Origin of the sequence: Ligilactobacillus cholophilus (assembly GCF_030389495.1) — a bacterium.
Lineage (GTDB): Bacteria > Bacillota > Bacilli > Lactobacillales > Lactobacillaceae > Ligilactobacillus > Ligilactobacillus cholophilus.
This window is the reverse complement of record NZ_CP127832.1, coordinates 176,607-196,057: the sequence shown is the minus strand read 5'-3', so window position 1 is coordinate 196,057 and position 19,451 is coordinate 176,607. Positions and strand designations below refer to the sequence as shown.

At 31.3% G+C, this 19,451-nt stretch carries 15 protein-coding genes and 1 tRNA gene; 2 read left to right on the top strand and 14 right to left on the bottom strand.

Translation table 11 applies throughout. The features are described from left to right. Positions 1 to 167: 167 nt before the first annotated feature. Positions 168 to 239: transfer RNA gene (locus tag QPK35_RS01030), tRNA-Arg, on the bottom strand. 68 nt (positions 240 to 307) lie between these two features. Here QPK35_RS01030 and rpoN point away from each other — a divergent pair. Both rpoN and clpP read left to right on the top strand, forming a co-directional pair. Continuing rightward, a complete protein-coding gene (gene rpoN / locus QPK35_RS01025) occupies positions 308 to 1,588 on the top strand; it encodes an RNA polymerase factor sigma-54 (RefSeq protein WP_290033624.1) in 1,281 nt (426 codons plus the stop codon). A 102-nt stretch (positions 1,589 to 1,690) separates the two neighbouring features. Then, on the top strand, positions 1,691 to 2,287 hold the full coding sequence (gene clpP / locus QPK35_RS01020) for an ATP-dependent Clp endopeptidase proteolytic subunit ClpP (RefSeq protein ID WP_290033622.1): 597 nt from the start codon (positions 1,691 to 1,693) through the stop codon (positions 2,285 to 2,287). A gap of 52 nt (positions 2,288 to 2,339) precedes the next feature. Here clpP and whiA read toward each other — a convergent pair whose 3' ends face one another. From whiA to secA, 13 genes are all read right to left on the bottom strand, one after another. After that, complete coding sequence (gene whiA / locus QPK35_RS01015) at positions 2,340 to 3,278, bottom strand: DNA-binding protein WhiA (RefSeq protein WP_290033621.1); 939 nt, start codon at positions 3,276 to 3,278, stop codon at positions 2,340 to 2,342. A 24-nt stretch (positions 3,279 to 3,302) separates the two neighbouring features. Then, positions 3,303 to 4,295: a gluconeogenesis factor YvcK family protein gene (locus QPK35_RS01010; protein WP_290033620.1), complete on the bottom strand. Its 993-nt coding sequence runs from the start codon at positions 4,293 to 4,295 to the stop codon at positions 3,303 to 3,305. Next, a complete protein-coding gene (gene rapZ / locus QPK35_RS01005) occupies positions 4,292 to 5,176 on the bottom strand; it encodes an RNase adapter RapZ (protein WP_290033619.1) in 885 nt (294 codons plus the stop codon). Before rapZ ends, QPK35_RS01010 begins: the two co-directional genes overlap by 4 nt. Positions 5,177 to 5,260: 84 nt before the next feature. Further along, a complete protein-coding gene (gene uvrA, locus QPK35_RS01000) occupies positions 5,261 to 8,089 on the bottom strand; it encodes an excinuclease ABC subunit UvrA (protein ID WP_290033618.1) in 2,829 nt (942 codons plus the stop codon). Positions 8,090 to 8,101: 12 nt separating this feature from the next. Next, positions 8,102 to 10,093, bottom strand: coding sequence for an excinuclease ABC subunit UvrB (gene uvrB, locus QPK35_RS00995; protein WP_290033616.1), 1,992 nt, complete (start codon positions 10,091 to 10,093; stop codon positions 8,102 to 8,104). 151 nt (positions 10,094 to 10,244) lie between these two features. Continuing rightward, entirely contained in the window at positions 10,245 to 11,972 is a 1,728-nt protein-coding gene (locus QPK35_RS00990; RefSeq protein ID WP_290033615.1) for a phospho-sugar mutase, read from the bottom strand. A gap of 75 nt (positions 11,973 to 12,047) precedes the next feature. Then, entirely contained in the window at positions 12,048 to 12,878 is an 831-nt protein-coding gene (gene lgt / locus QPK35_RS00985) for a prolipoprotein diacylglyceryl transferase (RefSeq protein WP_290033614.1), read from the bottom strand. A 20-nt stretch (positions 12,879 to 12,898) separates the two neighbouring features. Then, a complete protein-coding gene (gene hprK / locus QPK35_RS00980) occupies positions 12,899 to 13,837 on the bottom strand; it encodes an HPr(Ser) kinase/phosphatase (protein ID WP_290033612.1) in 939 nt (312 codons plus the stop codon). Positions 13,838 to 13,884: 47 nt separating this feature from the next. Continuing rightward, on the bottom strand, positions 13,885 to 14,229 hold the full coding sequence (locus QPK35_RS00975) for a phage holin family protein (protein ID WP_290033611.1): 345 nt from the start codon (positions 14,227 to 14,229) through the stop codon (positions 13,885 to 13,887). Positions 14,230 to 14,241: 12 nt separating this feature from the next. Beyond that, positions 14,242 to 14,565 carry a PspC domain-containing protein gene (locus QPK35_RS00970; RefSeq protein WP_290033610.1) on the bottom strand — a complete coding sequence of 108 codons (324 nt, stop codon included), beginning with the start codon at positions 14,563 to 14,565 and terminating at the stop codon, positions 14,242 to 14,244. A gap of 13 nt (positions 14,566 to 14,578) precedes the next feature. Continuing rightward, a complete protein-coding gene (locus QPK35_RS00965) occupies positions 14,579 to 15,673 on the bottom strand; it encodes a PDZ domain-containing protein (protein ID WP_290033609.1) in 1,095 nt (364 codons plus the stop codon). A 13-nt stretch (positions 15,674 to 15,686) separates the two neighbouring features. After that, positions 15,687 to 16,806, bottom strand: a protein-coding gene (gene prfB, locus QPK35_RS00960) for a peptide chain release factor 2 (protein ID WP_290033608.1) whose coding sequence is annotated in 2 segments (ribosomal slippage) — positions 15,687 to 16,733 and positions 16,735 to 16,806 — 1,119 coding nt in all. Because the reading frame shifts where the segments join, the coding sequence is not laid out codon by codon here. A 138-nt stretch (positions 16,807 to 16,944) separates the two neighbouring features. Further along, complete coding sequence (gene secA / locus QPK35_RS00955) at positions 16,945 to 19,308, bottom strand: preprotein translocase subunit SecA (RefSeq protein WP_290033607.1); 2,364 nt, start codon at positions 19,306 to 19,308, stop codon at positions 16,945 to 16,947. Positions 19,309 to 19,451 lie beyond the last annotated feature (143 nt).

Sequence of the window (19,451 nt, the reverse complement as noted above, 5' to 3'; positions counted from 1 at the left end):
TCAACTTATAAGATCCTAAATTAATCTTATTAATTATAAGCGCTTTTAGATTGCGCTTTCATTTATTGAAATAATCTAGTAATATTTACTTTAGAAAATACTTTATTAAGCACACTTACTTATGTATTTTTAATAAAAAAAGCCGTGATCATTGATCACGGCAAAAATGCGCCAACTGGGAGTCGAACCCAGATTACAAGAACCGGAATCTTGTGTGCGATCCATTACACTATCGGCGCATTTACTTTTATTATATTATCTTATAAAAGTATAAATTGCAACAGAAATAAATTAACGAGGGAATATTATGACTCTTTCTCAAAATATCAATCAAAAGCAATTACAAAAATTAGCAATGACTCAACAAATGCAACAATCGATTAAAATTTTAAAATCTACAAATGATGAACTGTACTCATATTTAAAACAAAAAGCATTAGAAAATCCTTTTATTGATATAGAATTTCACTCAAATTTGAACTCAAAAGATTATGATATAAATCAATTTATTCAAAGCAAACATCAAGTTTCCCTTGACGATTATCTATTAGAACAGGTTCATTTGACTATGCGTAATACCCCAATTAGAACTCTAGTAATTTATTTTATCGAAAATTTAGATGATAACGGATATTTAAGTATTGATATTGACAAACTATACAAAGAACAAAAATTTAATAAAACATTAGTTTTAGATGCTTTAACTCTATTGCAACGCCTTGATCCACCTGGAATTGGTGCACGTGACTTACAAGAATGTCTAATTTTACAAACACAAGATAATCCTTCTGCACCTCAACTTGCTTTGCCAATTTTACAAAATGATTTTATCGATTTTACAGAAAAAAAATGGAATAAATTAGCTAAAAAATATAAAACTGATTGTGCACATATCAAAAAAGTTCTTAAATATGTGCGTACATTATCCCCTGCTCCTGGTGCTGGATATCAAAATAATGAAACTGAATTTATATATCCCGATTTGATAGTTAAACAAGATAAAAACACACTATCAGTTCAATTTACTACATCTAATACTCCTAAAATTTTATTTAAAAAAGCATATTTTAATAATTTTTCAAAAAATACAAATAACGATGTTCAAAAGTATCTTAAAGAGAAAGAAATTGAATATGAACAATTAACTGCTGAACTATCACAACGTGAAGCAACAATTTTAAAAGTTGGTCAAGCAATCGTAAAAAAACAATCTTCATTTTTTCTTGAAGATTCTCATCCATTAAAACCACTTTTATTACGTGATATTGCTCACCAATTACAATTACATGAATCTACAATTAGTAGAGCCATCAGTGGCAAATATTTAAAATGTGATTTTGGTATATTTGAATTAAAATCGTTTTTCACAACAGCTGCTAGTTATGCTGAAAACTGTTCTATTAGTGTCAATACTGTACAACAAAATATAAAAAAATTAATTAGTGATGAAGATAAAAATAATCCTTTATCAGATCAGAAAATTGTAGAATTACTCCAAACTAAAAAAATCCAAATTTCAAGAAGAACTGTTGCAAAATATCGTTCAATAATGAATATTCCATCTTCAAAAGAACGCAAAACATTATAGTTAATTTGACCTTTGTTGACCATTATTATAAAATGAATTTGTAAGTTTTATATGTTAAACTCAAGTTAATAACTTTTATATATTTAAGGAGGCTATTTAATTATGGCTTTAATACCTACAGTTATTGAACAATCAAGTCAAGGAGAACGTGCATACGATATTTACTCACGTTTATTAAAAGATCGAATTATTATGGTATCTGGTGAAATCAATGATGATATGGCAAATGCAATCATTGCGCAGTTGCTTTTCTTAGATGCACAAGATTCAGAAAAAGATATTTACATGTACATCAATTCTCCAGGTGGGTCCGTTTCAGCTGGTTTAGCAATTTACGATACAATGAACTTTGTTAATGCTGATGTTCAAACAATTGTGATGGGCATGGCTGCTTCAATGGCATCAATTTTAGCTACTGCTGGTACAAAAGGAAAACGTTTTGCTTTACCTCATTCAGAAATAATGATTCACCAACCACTTGGTGGTGCACAAGGACAGTCAACTGAAATTCAAATTGCTGCAGAACATATTTTAAAAACTCGTAATTTGATTAATGAAATCTTAGCTGATCACACTGGTCAACCTATCGAAAAAATTAATAATGATACTGATCGTGATAATTTCATGACTGCTGAAGAAGCACTTAAATATGGCTTGATTGATCAAATTATGGAAAACAAGAAAAAGATGGATAAATAATTCTTGAAAACATAAAAAAACATCAAATCGAATAATCGATTTGATGTTTTTTTTATTTACCACCTTGACGTACTTTTTCAGCCATTTCATTTATTTTTCTAAGTCGATGATTTATTCCAGATTTAGAAATGGGCCCTCCTGGTACTAACTCTCCCAATTCTTTCAAACTTAATTCAGGATGAGCTACTCTAACCAATGCAACTTCTTGCAATTTACTTGGAATTTTATCTAAGCCTAAGTGTTCATCTAAATATTTAATATTTTCTATTTGCTTATTAGCTGCATCTGCAACTTTATTTAAATTTGCAGTTTCGCAATTAACAATCCTATTAACTGAATTTCTCATATCACGGACAATTCTAATATCTTCAAACTTCAACATTGAATTCGTTGCACCAATTAAAGATAAAAAATCAGCAATTTTTTCAGCTTCTTTTAAATATGTGATATATCCACTTCGACGCTGCGTTTTCCTAGCATTAAGATGATAACGATTCAACATTTCACAAATAGTGTCATTATGTTCTTCATATAATGAATAAATTTCCAAATGATATCGTCCTGTTTCTGGATTATTCACAGACCCTGTTGCTAAAAAAGCACCTCTTAAATATGAACGTACTTTTAAATCATTATCTAAAAAATTTAAAGGAACGGTTTGTTGTATTTGAAAACCTTCTAAAATATTTAAATCATTTAATACCTTTTCACTATCATGTCTTAATTTTACAATATATAAATTATTTTTCTTCAATTTCATTTTGCGCCTAACTAAAAGTTCACTTTCAATATTATAAAATTGTTTTAATAACTTATATATTCTACGTGCAGTTGCAGGATTTTCAGTTTGTACTGATAATACAAAATGATGGTGTTCAATACTTAAAGATCCATTCATTCGAAGAAGTGCCATTAATTCTGCTTTTCCATTTCCTTCATCATGAACTTCAAGCATTGTTAGTTCTTTTTTTACATCACTTGCATAAGACAATGCAATCTATCCCTTCTTTTTGAATTAATCAATCCAAGAATTTGGTCGTCCAATTAATTGCATTAATTCTTCAACCACTCGATTTCCATTATGAAATACACCATGATCTTTTAATTTTAAAAAGTTATCAGAAATAACTCGACAGCCCTCTGCTCTAAGGCCTTTAAAATCATGTTTAACTTGATATAAATACTCATCATATTTTTGTCGATCCATATAATCAGCTGGAACTGGTTCAGTATTAACTAAAACTGTATTAATAAATTTCTGATGTAAATGGCGGTGTAAAACTTTTACGTGTTGAGCATCAGTAAAACGTTCTGTTTCACCTTTTTGAGTCATTATATTACAAATATATACAACCTCGGCTTTACTTTGTAAAACTGCTTGTCCAACATTACTAATCATCAAATTAGGCAAAATACTTGTAAATAAGCTACCTGGTCCTAATACAATCTGATCTGCATCTAAAATAGCATCTATGACTTCAGGTACCGCTTTAGGTTTAGTATCATCAATTGCTGTTACCCAGACTTCTTTTATCGTTTTACCTGCAGCAGAAATTTCTGACTCACCTGCGAGTTGTGTCCCATCACTAAATTTAGCATTTAAAATTAAAGGAATGTTAGATGCTGGATACACATGTCCTTGTACATCCATCATTTTTGACAACTGCTGGACTGCTTCAAAAATATTATCATTATTCATTTCTGATAGAGCAGCAATTATCAAATTACCTATCGCATGTCCAGAGAAAAATTGATCATCAGTTTTAAAACGATATTGAAAAATTTCTTTTCTTAACTCTGGAATATTTGAAAGAGCGACCATTGTGTTCCGAATATCGCCTGGTGGAACAACATTAATATAATCACGAATAATTCCTGATGATCCACCATCATCTGCGACTGTAACGACAGCAGTGATGTCTACATTTTGTTTACGTAATCCCTTTAAAATTACTGGTAATCCTGTTCCGCCACCAATCATTACTATTTTTGGTCGTAATCTACTCATGAGCGATTAACTGTCTCCTTTCTTCGATTTATATCACGATGTGAGATTGACACTTGATAATCTTTTTTCAAATAATTGCCAATTCGTTCTGTTAATGCAACTGATCGATGTTGTCCGCCAGTGCAGCCAATTGCAATCACAACATTAGTTTTTCCTTCTTTGATATAACCTGGAATTACTGTCTTTAGTAATCCTTTAAATTGCTTAACAAAAGCTTCTGTGTCTTTAGAATTCATCACATAATCATATACTACTTTATCTAATCCGGTCTTATCTCGAAGTTCTGGAATATAGTATGGATTAGGTAGAAATCGCACATCCATAACAATATCAGCATCGATTGGCAATCCATATTTAAATCCAAATGACATTACATCGATTCTAAATGGATAGTCACTATTTGTTTCAAAATTGTGAAATATTTCTTCACGTAATTTCCGTGGTGAAATATTTGTTGTATCCACTACTAATTGTGCTTGAGATTTTATATCAGCTAGAAGCTTGCGCTCGCATTTTATTCCCTCTAAAGGTCGACTATCACGTGATAATGGATGTGATCTTCTAGTTTCCTTGTATCGTGCAACCAATTCTTCATCTGAGGCATCTAAAAATAAAATTCTAGTCTTAATTACATGCTGCTTTTGTAGTTTTGGTAAAATCTCATTTATTTCATCATAAAAATTACGTGCACGTAAATCAATTACTAATGCAACTTTATGAATTTTCCCAGTTTCCATTACTAATTCCCAGAGTTTAGGCAATAATTTTGGTGGCATATTATCAACACAAAAATAACCTAAATCTTCAAAACTTTGCATTGCAACTGTTTTCCCAGCACCACTCATTCCGGTGACAATTACTAATTCATAAGGTTCATTCATGTAATTTCCTCCCTCACCTCAATATATCTGCTATACTAAATTATTAATTTCCATTACTTATATATTTCATATTATCATATATTGCTATTGCTTATTTAATAATTGTTTTAAATATTGGCCAGTATAACTTTCTTTACATAAAGCAACTTCTTCTGGCGTACCTGTTACTACAACATTCCCACCATTTTCTCCACCTTCTGGGCCTAAATCAATTATATGATCTGCATTTTTTATAACATCTAAATTATGTTCAATTACTAATACTGTATTACCTTTATCAACTAAACGTTGTAACACCTTTAATAACCTATTTATATCATCTGCATGTAATCCAGTTGTAGGTTCATCTAGTATATATAAAGTTTTTCCCGTGGCCTTTTTATGCAATTCTGAAGCCAATTTCATTCTTTGAGCTTCTCCACCTGATAATGTTGTTGCCGATTGTCCTAATTGAACATAACCTAATCCAACATCTGAAATTGTTTGAAGTTTACGTCTAATTTTAGGAATTGCATCAAAGAATTTCAAAGCCTCATCAACTGTCATTTTTAATACTTCGGCAATGTTTTTCCCCTTATATTCAATCTCTAAAGTTTCTGAATTAAACCTAGAACCATGACAAACCTCACAATCAACGTAAATATCTGGCAAGAAATTCATTTCAATTTTAATAATGCCATCGCCTTTACATGTTTCACATCTGCCACCTTTAACATTAAAACTAAAACGGCCTTTATTATATCCTCTGATTTTCGCTTGATTTGTTTGTGCAAACAATCCTCTGATATCATCAAAAACTCCAGTATAGGTAGCTGGATTACTTCTTGGGGTACGTCCAATAGGAGATTGATCAATATTAATTACCTTATCTAAATTTTTTATTCCAGTAATTTTTTGATATCTTCCCGGACGATCTGTCGTATTATTGTTTAGTTTTTGAGCTAAAATTCTTTCTAATACTTGATTAACTAAAGTAGATTTTCCAGATCCAGAAACTCCAGTTACTGCAATAAATTTACCTAAAGGAAATTCTACATTAATATTTTTTAAATTATTTTCACTAACCCCAAATAATTTAATACTTTTTCCATTTCCCAACCGACGTTCAGAAGGTATAGGGATTATCTTTTTTCCTGATAGATACTGACCTGTGAGTGAATTTTTATTTCGCATAACTTGTTTTGGAGTTCCTGCGGCCATTATATGTCCACCATTCGCTCCTGCACCCGGGCCAATATCAATCAAATAGTCTGCAGCTTTCATTGTGTCTTCATCATGTTCAACAACAATCAATGTATTCCCTAAATCACGCATCTTTTTTAATGATTCTATTAAACGATCATTATCACGTTGGTGTAGTCCAATTGATGGCTCATCTAAAACATAAATTATCCCCGATAAATTAGAACCAATTTGTGTAGCTAATCGAATTCGTTGAGCTTCTCCACCAGAAAGAGTGCGTGCAGAACGAGACAATGTTAAATAATCTAATCCAACATTTTTTAAAAATGTGAGCCGATCATGAAGTTCCTTAATGATTGGTTCAGCAATTTGTTTCTTTTGTTCAGTAAATGTTAAATTATCAAAAAAATCAACTAATTGATCAACTGGTAAATCTGAAACTTCCCCAATATGCATGCCATTAATTTTCACCGCTAATGCCTGCTGATTTAGGCGATATCCATGGCACATTTTACAAATTTGACTAGTCATAAACCGCCGTAAAATATTTCGATTGAAAGCACTTGAAGTGTCACGATATCTTCTCTCAATATTTGGAATTACTCCTTCAAATTTCATATCAACAGTTCTTACTTTCCCAAATTCACTTTTTAAATTAAAATGAAATTCTTTTGAAGCATCACCATATAATAATTTTTCCTGCTGTTTCTTAGTTAATTTTTTATATGGTTTTGTAATATCAATCTTATTAAGAATACAAAATTGTTCTAGTAAAGAGTAATAATATTTTGAACTTTCAGCTCTCCATGGAACAATTGCACCTTCTTGTATAGACTTATTTTTATCTGGAATTATTAAATCTGGATCTACTTCAATCTTTTCTCCTAATCCATCACAATCCGGGCAAGCTCCAAAAGGTGCGTTAAATGAAAAAAGTCTAGGTTCAAGTTCTTTAATCGAAAATCCACAATATGGACATGCTAATTTTTCAGAAAACTGTAATGTTTTACCATCTATCACATCTACTGAAACATAGCCATTTGTCAATTTTAATGCTGCTTCCACTGAATCAAATAAACGTGATCGAATTCCTTCTTTGATAATAATCCGATCTACAACAATAGATATAGAATGTTTTTTATTTTTATCTAACTCAATTTCATCACTAATCTCATGTTGTTCTCCATCAACAATCATTCGAACGAAACCTTTACGTTGAATCTTTTTAAATATTTCTTTATGTTGACCTTTTTTATTTTGAACTACTGGTGCTAAAATTTGAATTCTTGTTCGATCTTCAAGTTTTAATATTCGATCCACAATTTGTTGAGGCGATTGGCTTGTAATTTTATGACCATCATTAGGACAAATTGGTACTCCAATTCGGGCCCATAACAATCTTAAATAATCAGTTATTTCTGTAACTGTACCGACTGTTGACCTTGGATTATTTGAAGTTGTTTTTTGATTAATTGAAATTGCTGGCGAAAGTCCTTCAATCGAATCAACATCAGGCTTTTCCATTTGTCCTAAAAATTGTCGTGCATATGATGATAAACTTTCTACATAACGTCTTTGTCCTTCTGCATATAAAGTATCAAACGCCAATGAACTCTTTCCAGAACCAGATAATCCAGTAATAACAACAAGTTTATTTTTAGGTATTGTTACATCTATATTTTTTAAATTATGTGCACGTGCCCCATGAATTTCAATTTTATTTTGAACCAATTTATCTACCTCCTAACTTATTTGTGCTTGTAATTCTAAAATTGTATCACGTAAAGATGCTGCTTCTTCGAAGTTTAAATCTTTTGATGCTTGATTCATTTGTTCTTTTAGACGTTTTATCATTTCTTGTTTTTCAGCTTTATTCATCTTTTCAAAATCTATATTTGTATTGTCTGTTTGTTCATCATTTTCAGTAGCTTTAATTTCTGCACGAATGTCTTTTTGAATTGTTTTCGGAACAATGTGATGCTTTTTATTGTATTCTTCTTGAATTTTTCGCCGTCTTTTAGTTTCATCAATTGCCTTTTGCATTGAATCTGTAATTTCATCTGCATACATTATTACATGACCATTAGCATTTCGAGCAGCTCGTCCAATTGTCTGAATTAAGGAACGCTCATTTCTTAAAAATCCTTCCTTATCTGCATCAAGGATAGCAACTAAAGATACTTCAGGAACATCAATTCCTTCACGAAGTAAATTAATTCCAACTAAAACATCGAATTTTCCTAATCTTAAGTCTCGAATAATTTGCGTCCGCTCTAAAGTTTTAATATCTGAATGCAAATACTTTACCTTAATCCCCAATTCTTTAAAGTAATCAGTTAAATCTTCAGCCATCTTCTTCGTTAAGGTTGTTACAAAAACTCTTTCATGTCGCTCTACACGCTTGTTAATTTCACCAACTAAGTCATCCATTTGCCCCATAACTGGTCGAACTTCTATTGTTGGATCTAGTAATCCAGTAGGTCGAATAATTTGTTCAACAATATGGTTTGTTTGATCTTTTTCGTAAGGGCCAGGGGTTGCTGACATATAAATAATTTGATGCACATGTTTTTCAAACTCAGCTAATTTTAATGGGCGATTATCTAAAGCACTAGGTAACCTGAATCCATAATCAACTAGCATTTGCTTTCTAGAAATATCGGCATTGTACATTCCACGTACTTGTGGCATTGTTACATGTGATTCATCTACAACAATTAAAAAATCTTTGGGGAAGAAATCTAGTAATGTGTATGGTGGTTCACCAGCTTTTCTTCCATCCATATGACGTGAATAATTTTCAATACCATTCGTATATCCCATCTCTTTAAGCATTTCAATGTCATATGTGGTTCGTTGTTTTAATCGTTGTTCTTCTAGTAATTTACCTTCTTTATGCAATTCTTTCGTGCGCTTATCTAATTCTGATTCAATACTCTTAATTGCATGTTTTAATTGTTCATCATTTGTCATAAAATGAGTTGCTGGGAAAATCGCAACATGCTTTCGATCACCAAATACTTGGCCAGTCAGTGGATCAATTTCACGTATACGATCTATTTCATCACCAAAAAATTCAATTCTTAATGCTCGTTCATCATGTGCAGCAGGGAAAATCTCAACAATATCCCCATGTACTCTGAATCTTCCACGTTGAAAATCTATATCATTTCGATCATATTGAATATCTACTAAATTTTTTAATAATTCATCTCGGTTAATTTCTTGTCCCACACGTAATGAGATTGTATGTTTCTGGTATTCAAAAGGACTACCCAATCCAAATATTGATGATACTGAAGCAACTACTATTACATCATTTCTTTCAAGTAATGCACTTGTAGCTGAATGCCGCAATTTATCTATTTCATCATTAATACTTGAATCTTTTTCAATATACGTATCACTAGATGGTACGTATGCTTCAGGTTGGTAAAAATCATAGTAACTAACAAAATATTCTACTGCATTATGTGGGAAAAACTCTTTTAATTCCCCATATAATTGCCCTGCTAAAGTTTTATTATGAGCCAAAACTAATGTTGGCTTATTATTATTTTTAATAACATTTGCAATAGTAAACGTTTTACCTGTACCTGTTGCTCCTAATAAAATTTGAGATTTTTCTCCCTTTTTTAATCCATCTGATAATTCTTTTATCGCTTTAGGCTGATCTCCTGTTGGTTTATATGGAGCAACAAGATCAAACTTTTTATCAACTTGTTTTTCTATCATCAAAAACACTCCTTTCTCTTTAAGCTTAATCATAAACATTCTAGCACATCGAACGTATTTTCGTATAAATCTTTGTTCTATTTATATAAATGTAAATAAAAAGAGGCCATTAACTACAACCTCTTTTTATTATTATTAACTTTTTAATATCTTAGCCCTTTACAAAAGCCATCACAGTTGCTTCAAATTGATCACGTTTTTCAATTGCTTCATCCTGTGTGTCTGCTTGTGTTCCAATATAGAACTTAATCTTAGGTTCAGTTCCTGAAGGACGGACTGCAATCCAAGTTCCATCTTCTAAAATATACTTAAGTACATTTGATTTTGGCAAATTAATTTTTTCAGTCTTACCATCAATCAATGTTTTTGTAGACTTTTCAAAATCTTCAAGTGCACTAACTTTAAAACCTGCAAATTGTTCTGGTGCTTCTTCACGGAATTTAGTCATCAAATCACTAATTTCTTGTGCACCATTTACACCATCAAATGTTAATGATAATGTCTTTTCTGCAAAGTAACCATATTTTTCAAATAATTCTTGCAACCCATCGTATAAAGTCATACCTTGTTTCTTATAAAAAGCAGCAACTTCTGCAAGCATAACCGTTGATTGAATTGCATCTTTATCACGTACAAATGGACGAATTAGATATCCATAACTTTCTTCAAATCCAAACATAAAAGTATGAGAATGATCTTGATTAAAGTTTTTAATTTGTTCTGCAATAAATTTAAAGCCAGTTAATACATTTATCATTTTAACATTAAAATTATTTGCTACTTTAGTTGCAAACTCACTTGAAACAATTGATTTTACTGCTGCAGCATTTTCAGGTAATGTGCCTGCATTTTTATGTGCTGTTAAAATATAATTTAATAATAATGCTGCGATTTGATTACCTGTTAATAATTTATATTCACCATTAGGTTGACGTACTGCTGCTCCGAGACGATCTGCATCAGGATCAACCCCAACTAATAAGTCTGCTCCTTGTTCTTTTCCCAATTTTATTGCTAAGTCAAATGCAGCTGGATCTTCAGGATTTGGCTTCTTAACTGTAGAAAAATCAGGATCTGGCATTGCTTGTTCTGGTACCATTGTAAAGTTTTCAAATCCAGCTTGCTTCAATGCTTTTTCGCCAAGCATGGCACCTGTTCCATGTAATGGTGTGAAAATCAATTTCATTGATTTGCCTTCTTCGGCAACTAATTCACGATTTATTGTTACTTTATTAACTTCAGCTAAATATGCTTGATCAACTTCATCGCCAATAATTTTCATTGTGCCATCTTCAATTAATGAATCCTTATCAGCAACTGTAACATCAAATAAGTCTTTAACTTGACGGATATATTTTGTAATTAAATCAGACTCTTTAGGTGGCATTTGAGCCCCATCTTCGCCATAAATTTTATAACCATTATATTGTTTAGGATTATGACTTGCAGTTATCATAATTCCTGCATATGTATGTAAATGACGTACTGTAAATGAAAGTTCAGGTGTTGGACGTAGACTTTCAAATACAAAAGTTGGAATTCCATGAGCTCCTAATACTCGTGCAGCATCAAATGCAAATTCTTGAGAATGATGACGAGAATCATAACTAATTGCTACTCCTCGATTCTTTACCTCATCATCCAAGGTATCCATAAATGTTGCTAAACCTTCAGTCGCTTGACGAACAGTATAAATATTCATTCTATTTATACCTACTCCAATTACTCCACGCATTCCAGCAGTTCCAAATTCTAATGGTGCATAAAATGCATCTTCTAATTCTTCTTGATTATTTGCTAAATTATCTAATTCTGTTTTTAAATCTGATGATAAATCAGGATAATTTTTCCAAGTTTGGTAATTATCTTCCCAACTCATACGATCACCCTCCTAAAACTAACACTTTCATTTTACAATAAAAGCGTTTTTATAGTAAATATAATTAAACTTTTTTTATTTATTTATAGCATTCTTATCTAAATACCAAGGTTCATTATTATGATACCTTCTAATAATAAATAATATTAAAGCACCGAAAAACAAAATGAATGAGAGCCATTGTGAAACTCTTAATGGTCCAAGCATCAAACTATCTGTCCTCATTCCCTCAATAAAGAAGCGTCCACATGAATACCACATAACATATGTTAAGAAAATTTCACCACGCTTAAACAAGGATTTACGATGTCTTAAAGATATTAATAAAACAAATCCTAATAAATCCCAAACTGATTCATATAAAAATGTTGGTTGATAATAAACTCCATTTATATTCATTTGATGAATAATAAATTGAGGTAAATGTAAAGTATTTTGTAAAAAATTCAATGTTGTAGCACTTCCATGTGCTTCTTGATTAATAAAGTTTCCCCATCTACCTATTCCTTGAGCCATTATTACAGTTGGTGCAATAATATCTAGAAACTCCCAAGCCGATAAATTCCGTTTATAACAAAAAATAATTAATACAATTGCTGCTCCAATTAATCCACCATAAATTGCAATTCCGCCATCCCAAATTCGATAAATCATTTCTGGGTGTAACGAATAATATGGCCATTGAAAAACTACATAATAAATTCGCGCACAAACTATAGAAATTGGCAATGCCCATAGAAGAAAATCATATATATTTTCCTCATCAAGTCCTCGCTTATTTCCTTCTTTTATTGAAAGCATCACAGCTAATAGTACGCCTATTGCAATTATAATTCCGTACCAGTGAACCATAATTGGCCCTATACTAAAAGCAATTTTATTAATTGCTATGGTTGTATCAAACACAAGTAACCCTCTTTTCAACCTTATCTATTATGATTAGAGTTTTCTTTAATTAATGAATTTAAATTTTCATCAAACTTCTTTGTTGCATCATATCCCATTGTTTTTGCACGATAGTTCATAGCAGCAGCTTCAACAATAATTGCCATGTTCCGACCTACTTTAACTGGAATAGTAATTTTAGGAATTGTTACACCTAAAATTTCTTGTTTTTCTTCACCACTACCAAGACGATCAAATTGCTTATCTTCGCTCCAATTTTCTAAATGAACAATTAACGAAATATGAGCATGTGAACGTACTGCTCCAGCACCATATAAATTCATTACATCAATTATTCCAACTCCACGAATTTCCAACAAGTGACGTAAAATTTTAGGTGGTTCGCCATGAACTGTCATTTCATCTTGCTTATAAACTTCAACGCGATCGTCTGCAATTAATCGGTGACCTCTTTTAATTAAATCTAACGCTGTTTCTGATTTACCTACTCCAGAATCACCTGTTATCAAAACTCCTAAACCATAAATATCCACTAAAACACCATGCAATGATTGTCTTTCTGCAAGTTGTCCTTGTAAAAAATATGTAATTTTTGAAGCAATCCGTGATGTTGGTGATTTAGTCCTCAAAATTGGAATATGATTTTCAGATGCTGCTTTCGCCATACTTTCTGGTATAGGTAACATTCGTGCAACAACTAAACAAGGAGTTTCATTTGTACATAGTTTTTGCATTACCTTGTCTTGATTTTCATTTGTTAAACGCTGTGAAAATGAAATTTCAGTCATTCCAAATACTTGAACACGTTTCTGAGGATAATAATCAAAATATCCTGTTAATTCAAGATCCGGACGTGAAATATCATCTGTTTCAATTTTATTAGTCTCTAAAAATTCTTTTCCTGAATAAACAATCAGGTCACAACCATCAACTAATTCTTTAACAGTTACATTTCTCACTTTAAATCCCTCATTTCTGAAGAAACCCTTCATAAACTTGAATACAACTAATTTTCAAAATAATCGGATACAATCATATTTACAATACTTATTATAATAGCAACAATAATTGCACTGCCAAAATTACTAAAATAAAAATCTGGTGCTAAAGCCCATGATGCTAATTGCAACATAAACGCATTTATACAAATATAAAACAAGCCAAATGTAAGAATTGTAATTGGCAATGAAAACAATACAATAATTGGTTTAATAAATCGATTTAATAGTCCCATTACTACAGCTGCAACAAATGCCATCCAAATATTTGATACATGAAATAAATTAGGAAAGAAACCTGCAACTGCAATGAAAATTAATGTATCAAGGATTGATCTTTTCCAAAATCCCATAAAAATCCCTTCTTATTTTTTTATATCTTTTTCTTTCACATCATGAATGATTTTTCTATTTGATGTACTTTTAGTAAATGTTCTTCCAGTATATTTTTCATACATTGATTTCCAATTGTTATCATTTTGATTAGGATTATTAGGAATAGCAAAGGCTAAAATTAAATATATTAAAATTGGCAATATCATTGTATGAATAAATAGTGAGCAAATTAAAGTAAAAACTAAGTAACCAATTCTGATATATTTAGGATCCACCTTAAAATATTCAGCAATCCCTCCGCACACACCAGCAAGAATTCGTTGTGATCTTGAACGATAAAGTTTCTTTTTCATCAATGCCCTCCTACTATTTATTTTGAAAAAGTACAATTCCTAATTCATATGGTGAATCATTATAGATAGCACCTTCAGCAATTTTCAAGTTGCCATTAAATGTTTTCAACTTTAAATGACAATAAGCAGAATTTAGTTGTAAAGCAGCATAAAATTGATTTTCATTGGTTACATGACGTCCATTACAATTTAAAATTATGTCACCAGGTTCCAAATTCATCTTTGCTGCAGGAGTATCTGGTCTAATAGCAACGATTCTAATACCCATATTTGTTTCAACATACCATTGATTTGACTTTTCATCTTTCTTTTTTCGCTTGAAAATCATCCATACACTAGCTAATAGAATAAAAATCGTCAAAACTAAACTTGATTTAGGGAAAATAGTCCCAATTATAAAGCCAGCGAATGCAATTAAACACATCAACATATTTTGTTTACGATAATATTCTAGAGCATTTTTGGCAGTTTCTTTAAAAATTTTGCCTACACTTCCAACAAAAAACGGTAAAATAAAGAAACTAAATTTTAACTCACCAAAATGAATTAATGGAATAAATTTAAAATTACTTACTAAATTTCCAGGAATCAAAATCAACAAAGGCAAAACTGTTAATTCATGAAAACAGTATTGCACAATTCGTCTTCCTCTTTTTCCTTGACGTTCTCTAGGAGAAAACCAAATTTTATCATTTTTTCCAGTTAAATGTGCCTTCATAAAATAGTTAAGTGATAGGAGCAACATGAATATAGAACTGGATATCTCCCCATGTTGGTAACTTATAACACCTAAAATATACAATGGCAATGCACTTAAATCTATGACAGGTAAAAATAACATTGATACCATTGCAAAAATTTCATATATAAACACATATTTGATTGGAATAAAGATCCCTATTATTACCGAAAAAATCGATAAAATTAATCCCCAAACCAGACCTTTTTTTACAAAATGTCTAATTTCATACCAATCTTTATTAATCGCAATTCTAAAATTATTACGTTCATTTTTTATTCTTAATTGATAAAGTAATAAAGTATACAAAATACCTAACCATAATAATGGTTGAATAAAAAATTCTCCAATGACTTTTATTATTTCCACTTAAATACCTCTTTTATTGCGGATTCTCTTGCTTTAATTTCCATTGTAAATAAGCATTAATAAATCCATCTAAATCTCCATCCATAACACTCTGAACATTGCCGGTTTCATAATCCGTACGATGATCCTTTATCATTGAATAAGGATGAAATACGTATGAGCGAATTTGTGATCCCCATGCAATATCCACTTGTTTTCCTTGTATTTCTGCTTTCTGTCTCTCTTTTTCTTCTAATTCACGTTGATATAGTTTGGCTTTTAACATTTTTTCTGCCGTTGCTCTATTTTGAAACTGTGAACGTTGAGCCTGACTTGATACTACTATACCTGTAGGAATATGAATTAATCTTACTGCTGATGAAGTTTTATTAATATGTTGTCCACCAGCTCCACTAGAACGAAAAACCTCCATTTTTATATCTTCAGGTCTTAGATCAATTTCAATACTATCATCTAATTCTGGCATTACATTAACAGAAGCAAATGAGGTATGTCTACGAGCAGCCGAATCAAATGGTGAAATTCTTACTAACCGATGAACACCCTTTTCACTTCGCAAATAACCATAAGCATTTGTTCCTTTGATTAACAAAGTAACACTCTTAATACCTGCTTCATCACCGATTTGATAATCTGCAGTTTCAATTATAAATCCATGCTGTTCTGCCCATCTTGTATACATTCTTAGAAGCATAGATGCCCAATCTTGTGACTCTGTGCCTCCAGCACCAGGATGTATTTCCAAAATAGCATTATTCTTATCATACTCGCCATTCAATAATAAAGATAATTGATAATTTTCTAATTGTTTTTGTGTATTTTTTATTTTTTCATTTAGTTCATTCTGAAGATCTTGATCTTCAAAATCTTCCTCTAGTAACTCAAATAAAACATTTAAATCATCGATCGCTTGATTTAATTGATGAAAATTATCATACTTATTTTTCAAAATATTATTTTCATTAATTAAATTTTGTGCTTTTTTGCTATCGTTCCAAAAATTTGGATCACTCATTGTATCTTCATTTTGAGCAATCTGTTCCTCTAGACTATCTAAGTCAAAGAGACCTCCTAAAGTCTGATATTTTTTCATTCATTTCTTGAATTTGATTACGATAATCTACTAATTCCATTTAAAAGTCTTCCTTTCATAACTATTAATATTATTATACATGATTTCAATTTAGATAACAGATTTGGCCAAATGAAAAGGTATACCAATAAAAATAAAATATTGGTATACCCTATCAAATATATAAAATTTAGCAAAATTATCGACGAATATTCTGACGAATTTCAGCCTTCAAGAATAATTTAGTTACATCTGTTTCAATATCCGCAACCATTCTTTCAAACATTTGATATCCATCTGATTGATATTCAACTAATGGATTTAATTGACCATATCCACGTAATCCAATTGATTGTCTTAATTGATCCATCTCATCAATATGGTTTGTCCAATGGTCATCTACAACACGTAAAATTACAACTTTTTCGAATTCAAGCATTTGTTCTGGATCATTTAATTGCTTTTCCTTATGTTTGTAATTCTCCTCTGCACGATCCATTAAATAATCAATCATTTCGTCTGGTGTCTTACCTGCAAAGTCATCAGCAGAAATAGTTCCTTCTTTAACCATATTTGCTTCTGCAAATTCTGCTAATTCATTTAAATTCCATTCTGATTTGTCACCTTGTGTATGAATTTCCACTTCATGTTTAACAGTCCGTCGGATCATATCCATAATAACTTTTTTAAGTGACTTTTCTTCTAAAATGATTTGTTGACGTTGTTTATAAATAACTTCACGTTGAGCACGCATTACATCATCATATTGTAAAACTTGTTTTCGCGTATCATAGTTATTACCTTCTACACGCTTTTGTGCTGATTCAACTTGTTTTGTAATCATTTTAGATTGAATTACTGCATCATCATCTGCAATTTTCATACTTTGAAGCAAATCTTTAATTTTTTCTGAACCAAAACGAAGCATCAAATCATCTTCTAAAGAAAGATAAAATTGAGATAATCCTGGATCTCCTTGACGTCCAGAACGTCCTCTTAATTGATTATCAATTCTTCGAGATTCATGACGTTCCGTTCCAATTACTGCAAGACCACCTAACTCACGTACATTAGGGCCTAATTTAATATCAGTACCACGACCAGCCATGTTAGTAGCAATTGTAACTGCACCTTTTTGACCTGCATTTGCAACAATTTCAGCTTCCTTAGCATGGTTTTTAGCATTCAAAACAGCATGTGGAATTCCACGCTTATCTAATAATTGTGATAAGTATTCTGAAGTTTCAACCGCAACTGTACCAACTAAAACTGGTTGGCCTGCTTTATGACGACGTTCAATATCATCTGCAACTGCATTAAATTTACTTTTTAATGTTGGATATAGTAAGTCAGACCGATCATCTCTAATTACAGGTTTATTAGTTGGAATCGTAATTACCTGCATATTGTAAATTTCACGGAATTCTTCTTCTTCGGTTTTTGCTGTACCTGTCATTCCTGCTAATTTATGATACATTCTGAAGAAGTTTTGATAAGTAATGTTGGCCATTGTCTTCGTTTCTTCTTCAATTTTCACATGTTCCTTAGCTTCAATTGCTTGATGCAATCCATCAGAATAACGACGGCCTTCCATGACACGTCCAGTAAATTGATCAACAATCAATACTTCACCTTTTTGCACAACATAATCTTTATCACGAAGCATAATGTAGTTAGCACGTAAAGCATTGTCTAAATGATGATTCAATGCCGTATTATCTGGATCAAATAAGTTAGTTAATCCAAAATATTTTTCAGCTTTTTGAATTCCTTCTTCAGTCAAAGAAACTGTCTTAGATTCCAAATCAATATTATAATCTTCATCTTCTTTTAACGTTTTCACAAATCGGTCTGCACGAACGTATAAAGAAGTTGAACCCTTTGCTTGTCCAGATATAATTAATGGTGTTCGAGCTTCATCAATTAAAATAGAGTCCACTTCATCAACAATTACGTAGTTCAAAGGACGTTGAACCATATCTTCTTTATAGACAACCATGTTATCTCTTAAATAATCAAATCCTAATTCACTATTTGTTGAATAAGTAATGTCTGCATTATATGCTTCTCGTTTTTCTTCTGGTGATTTACTTGATACATTTAGTCCTACTGTTAGACCAAGCCATTGATATAGTTCACCCATTTCAGTAGCATCACGTTCAGAAAGGTATTCATTAACAGTTACAACATGAACTCCTTTACCTGATAGTGCATTAAGGTAAACAGGCATAGTAGCTGTTAAAGTCTTTCCTTCACCAGTTTTCATTTCTGCAATATTACCTTGGTGTAAAACAATACCACCTAAAATTTGTACGTGATATGGAAATAATCCTAAAACTCGCTTAGCTGCTTCTCGAGCAACAGCAAAAGCTTCTGGAAGCATATCATCTAATGATTCACCATTTTGATATCGTTTTTTAAACTCTGGTGTTTTTGCTTTTAATTCTTCATCTGAAAGTTGAGCCATTTCTTCAGCATGTGCTTCAACCTTATTTGCTATTTTGTCTAGGCGTTTAATTTCGCGTTTATCACTTTCAACCCATTTTTTAAGAATATTAACCATGTGTGATTCCCTTCTAAAGTGTTCATTTGGTTAATTAAAATATACCAGTTTTAATGATAGCATTTTTCCAAATAATTTTAAACATATAATTCTTTATCCTAAACTTAAATCATTAGACTTTTTCAAGCAAAAAATTAAAGAAC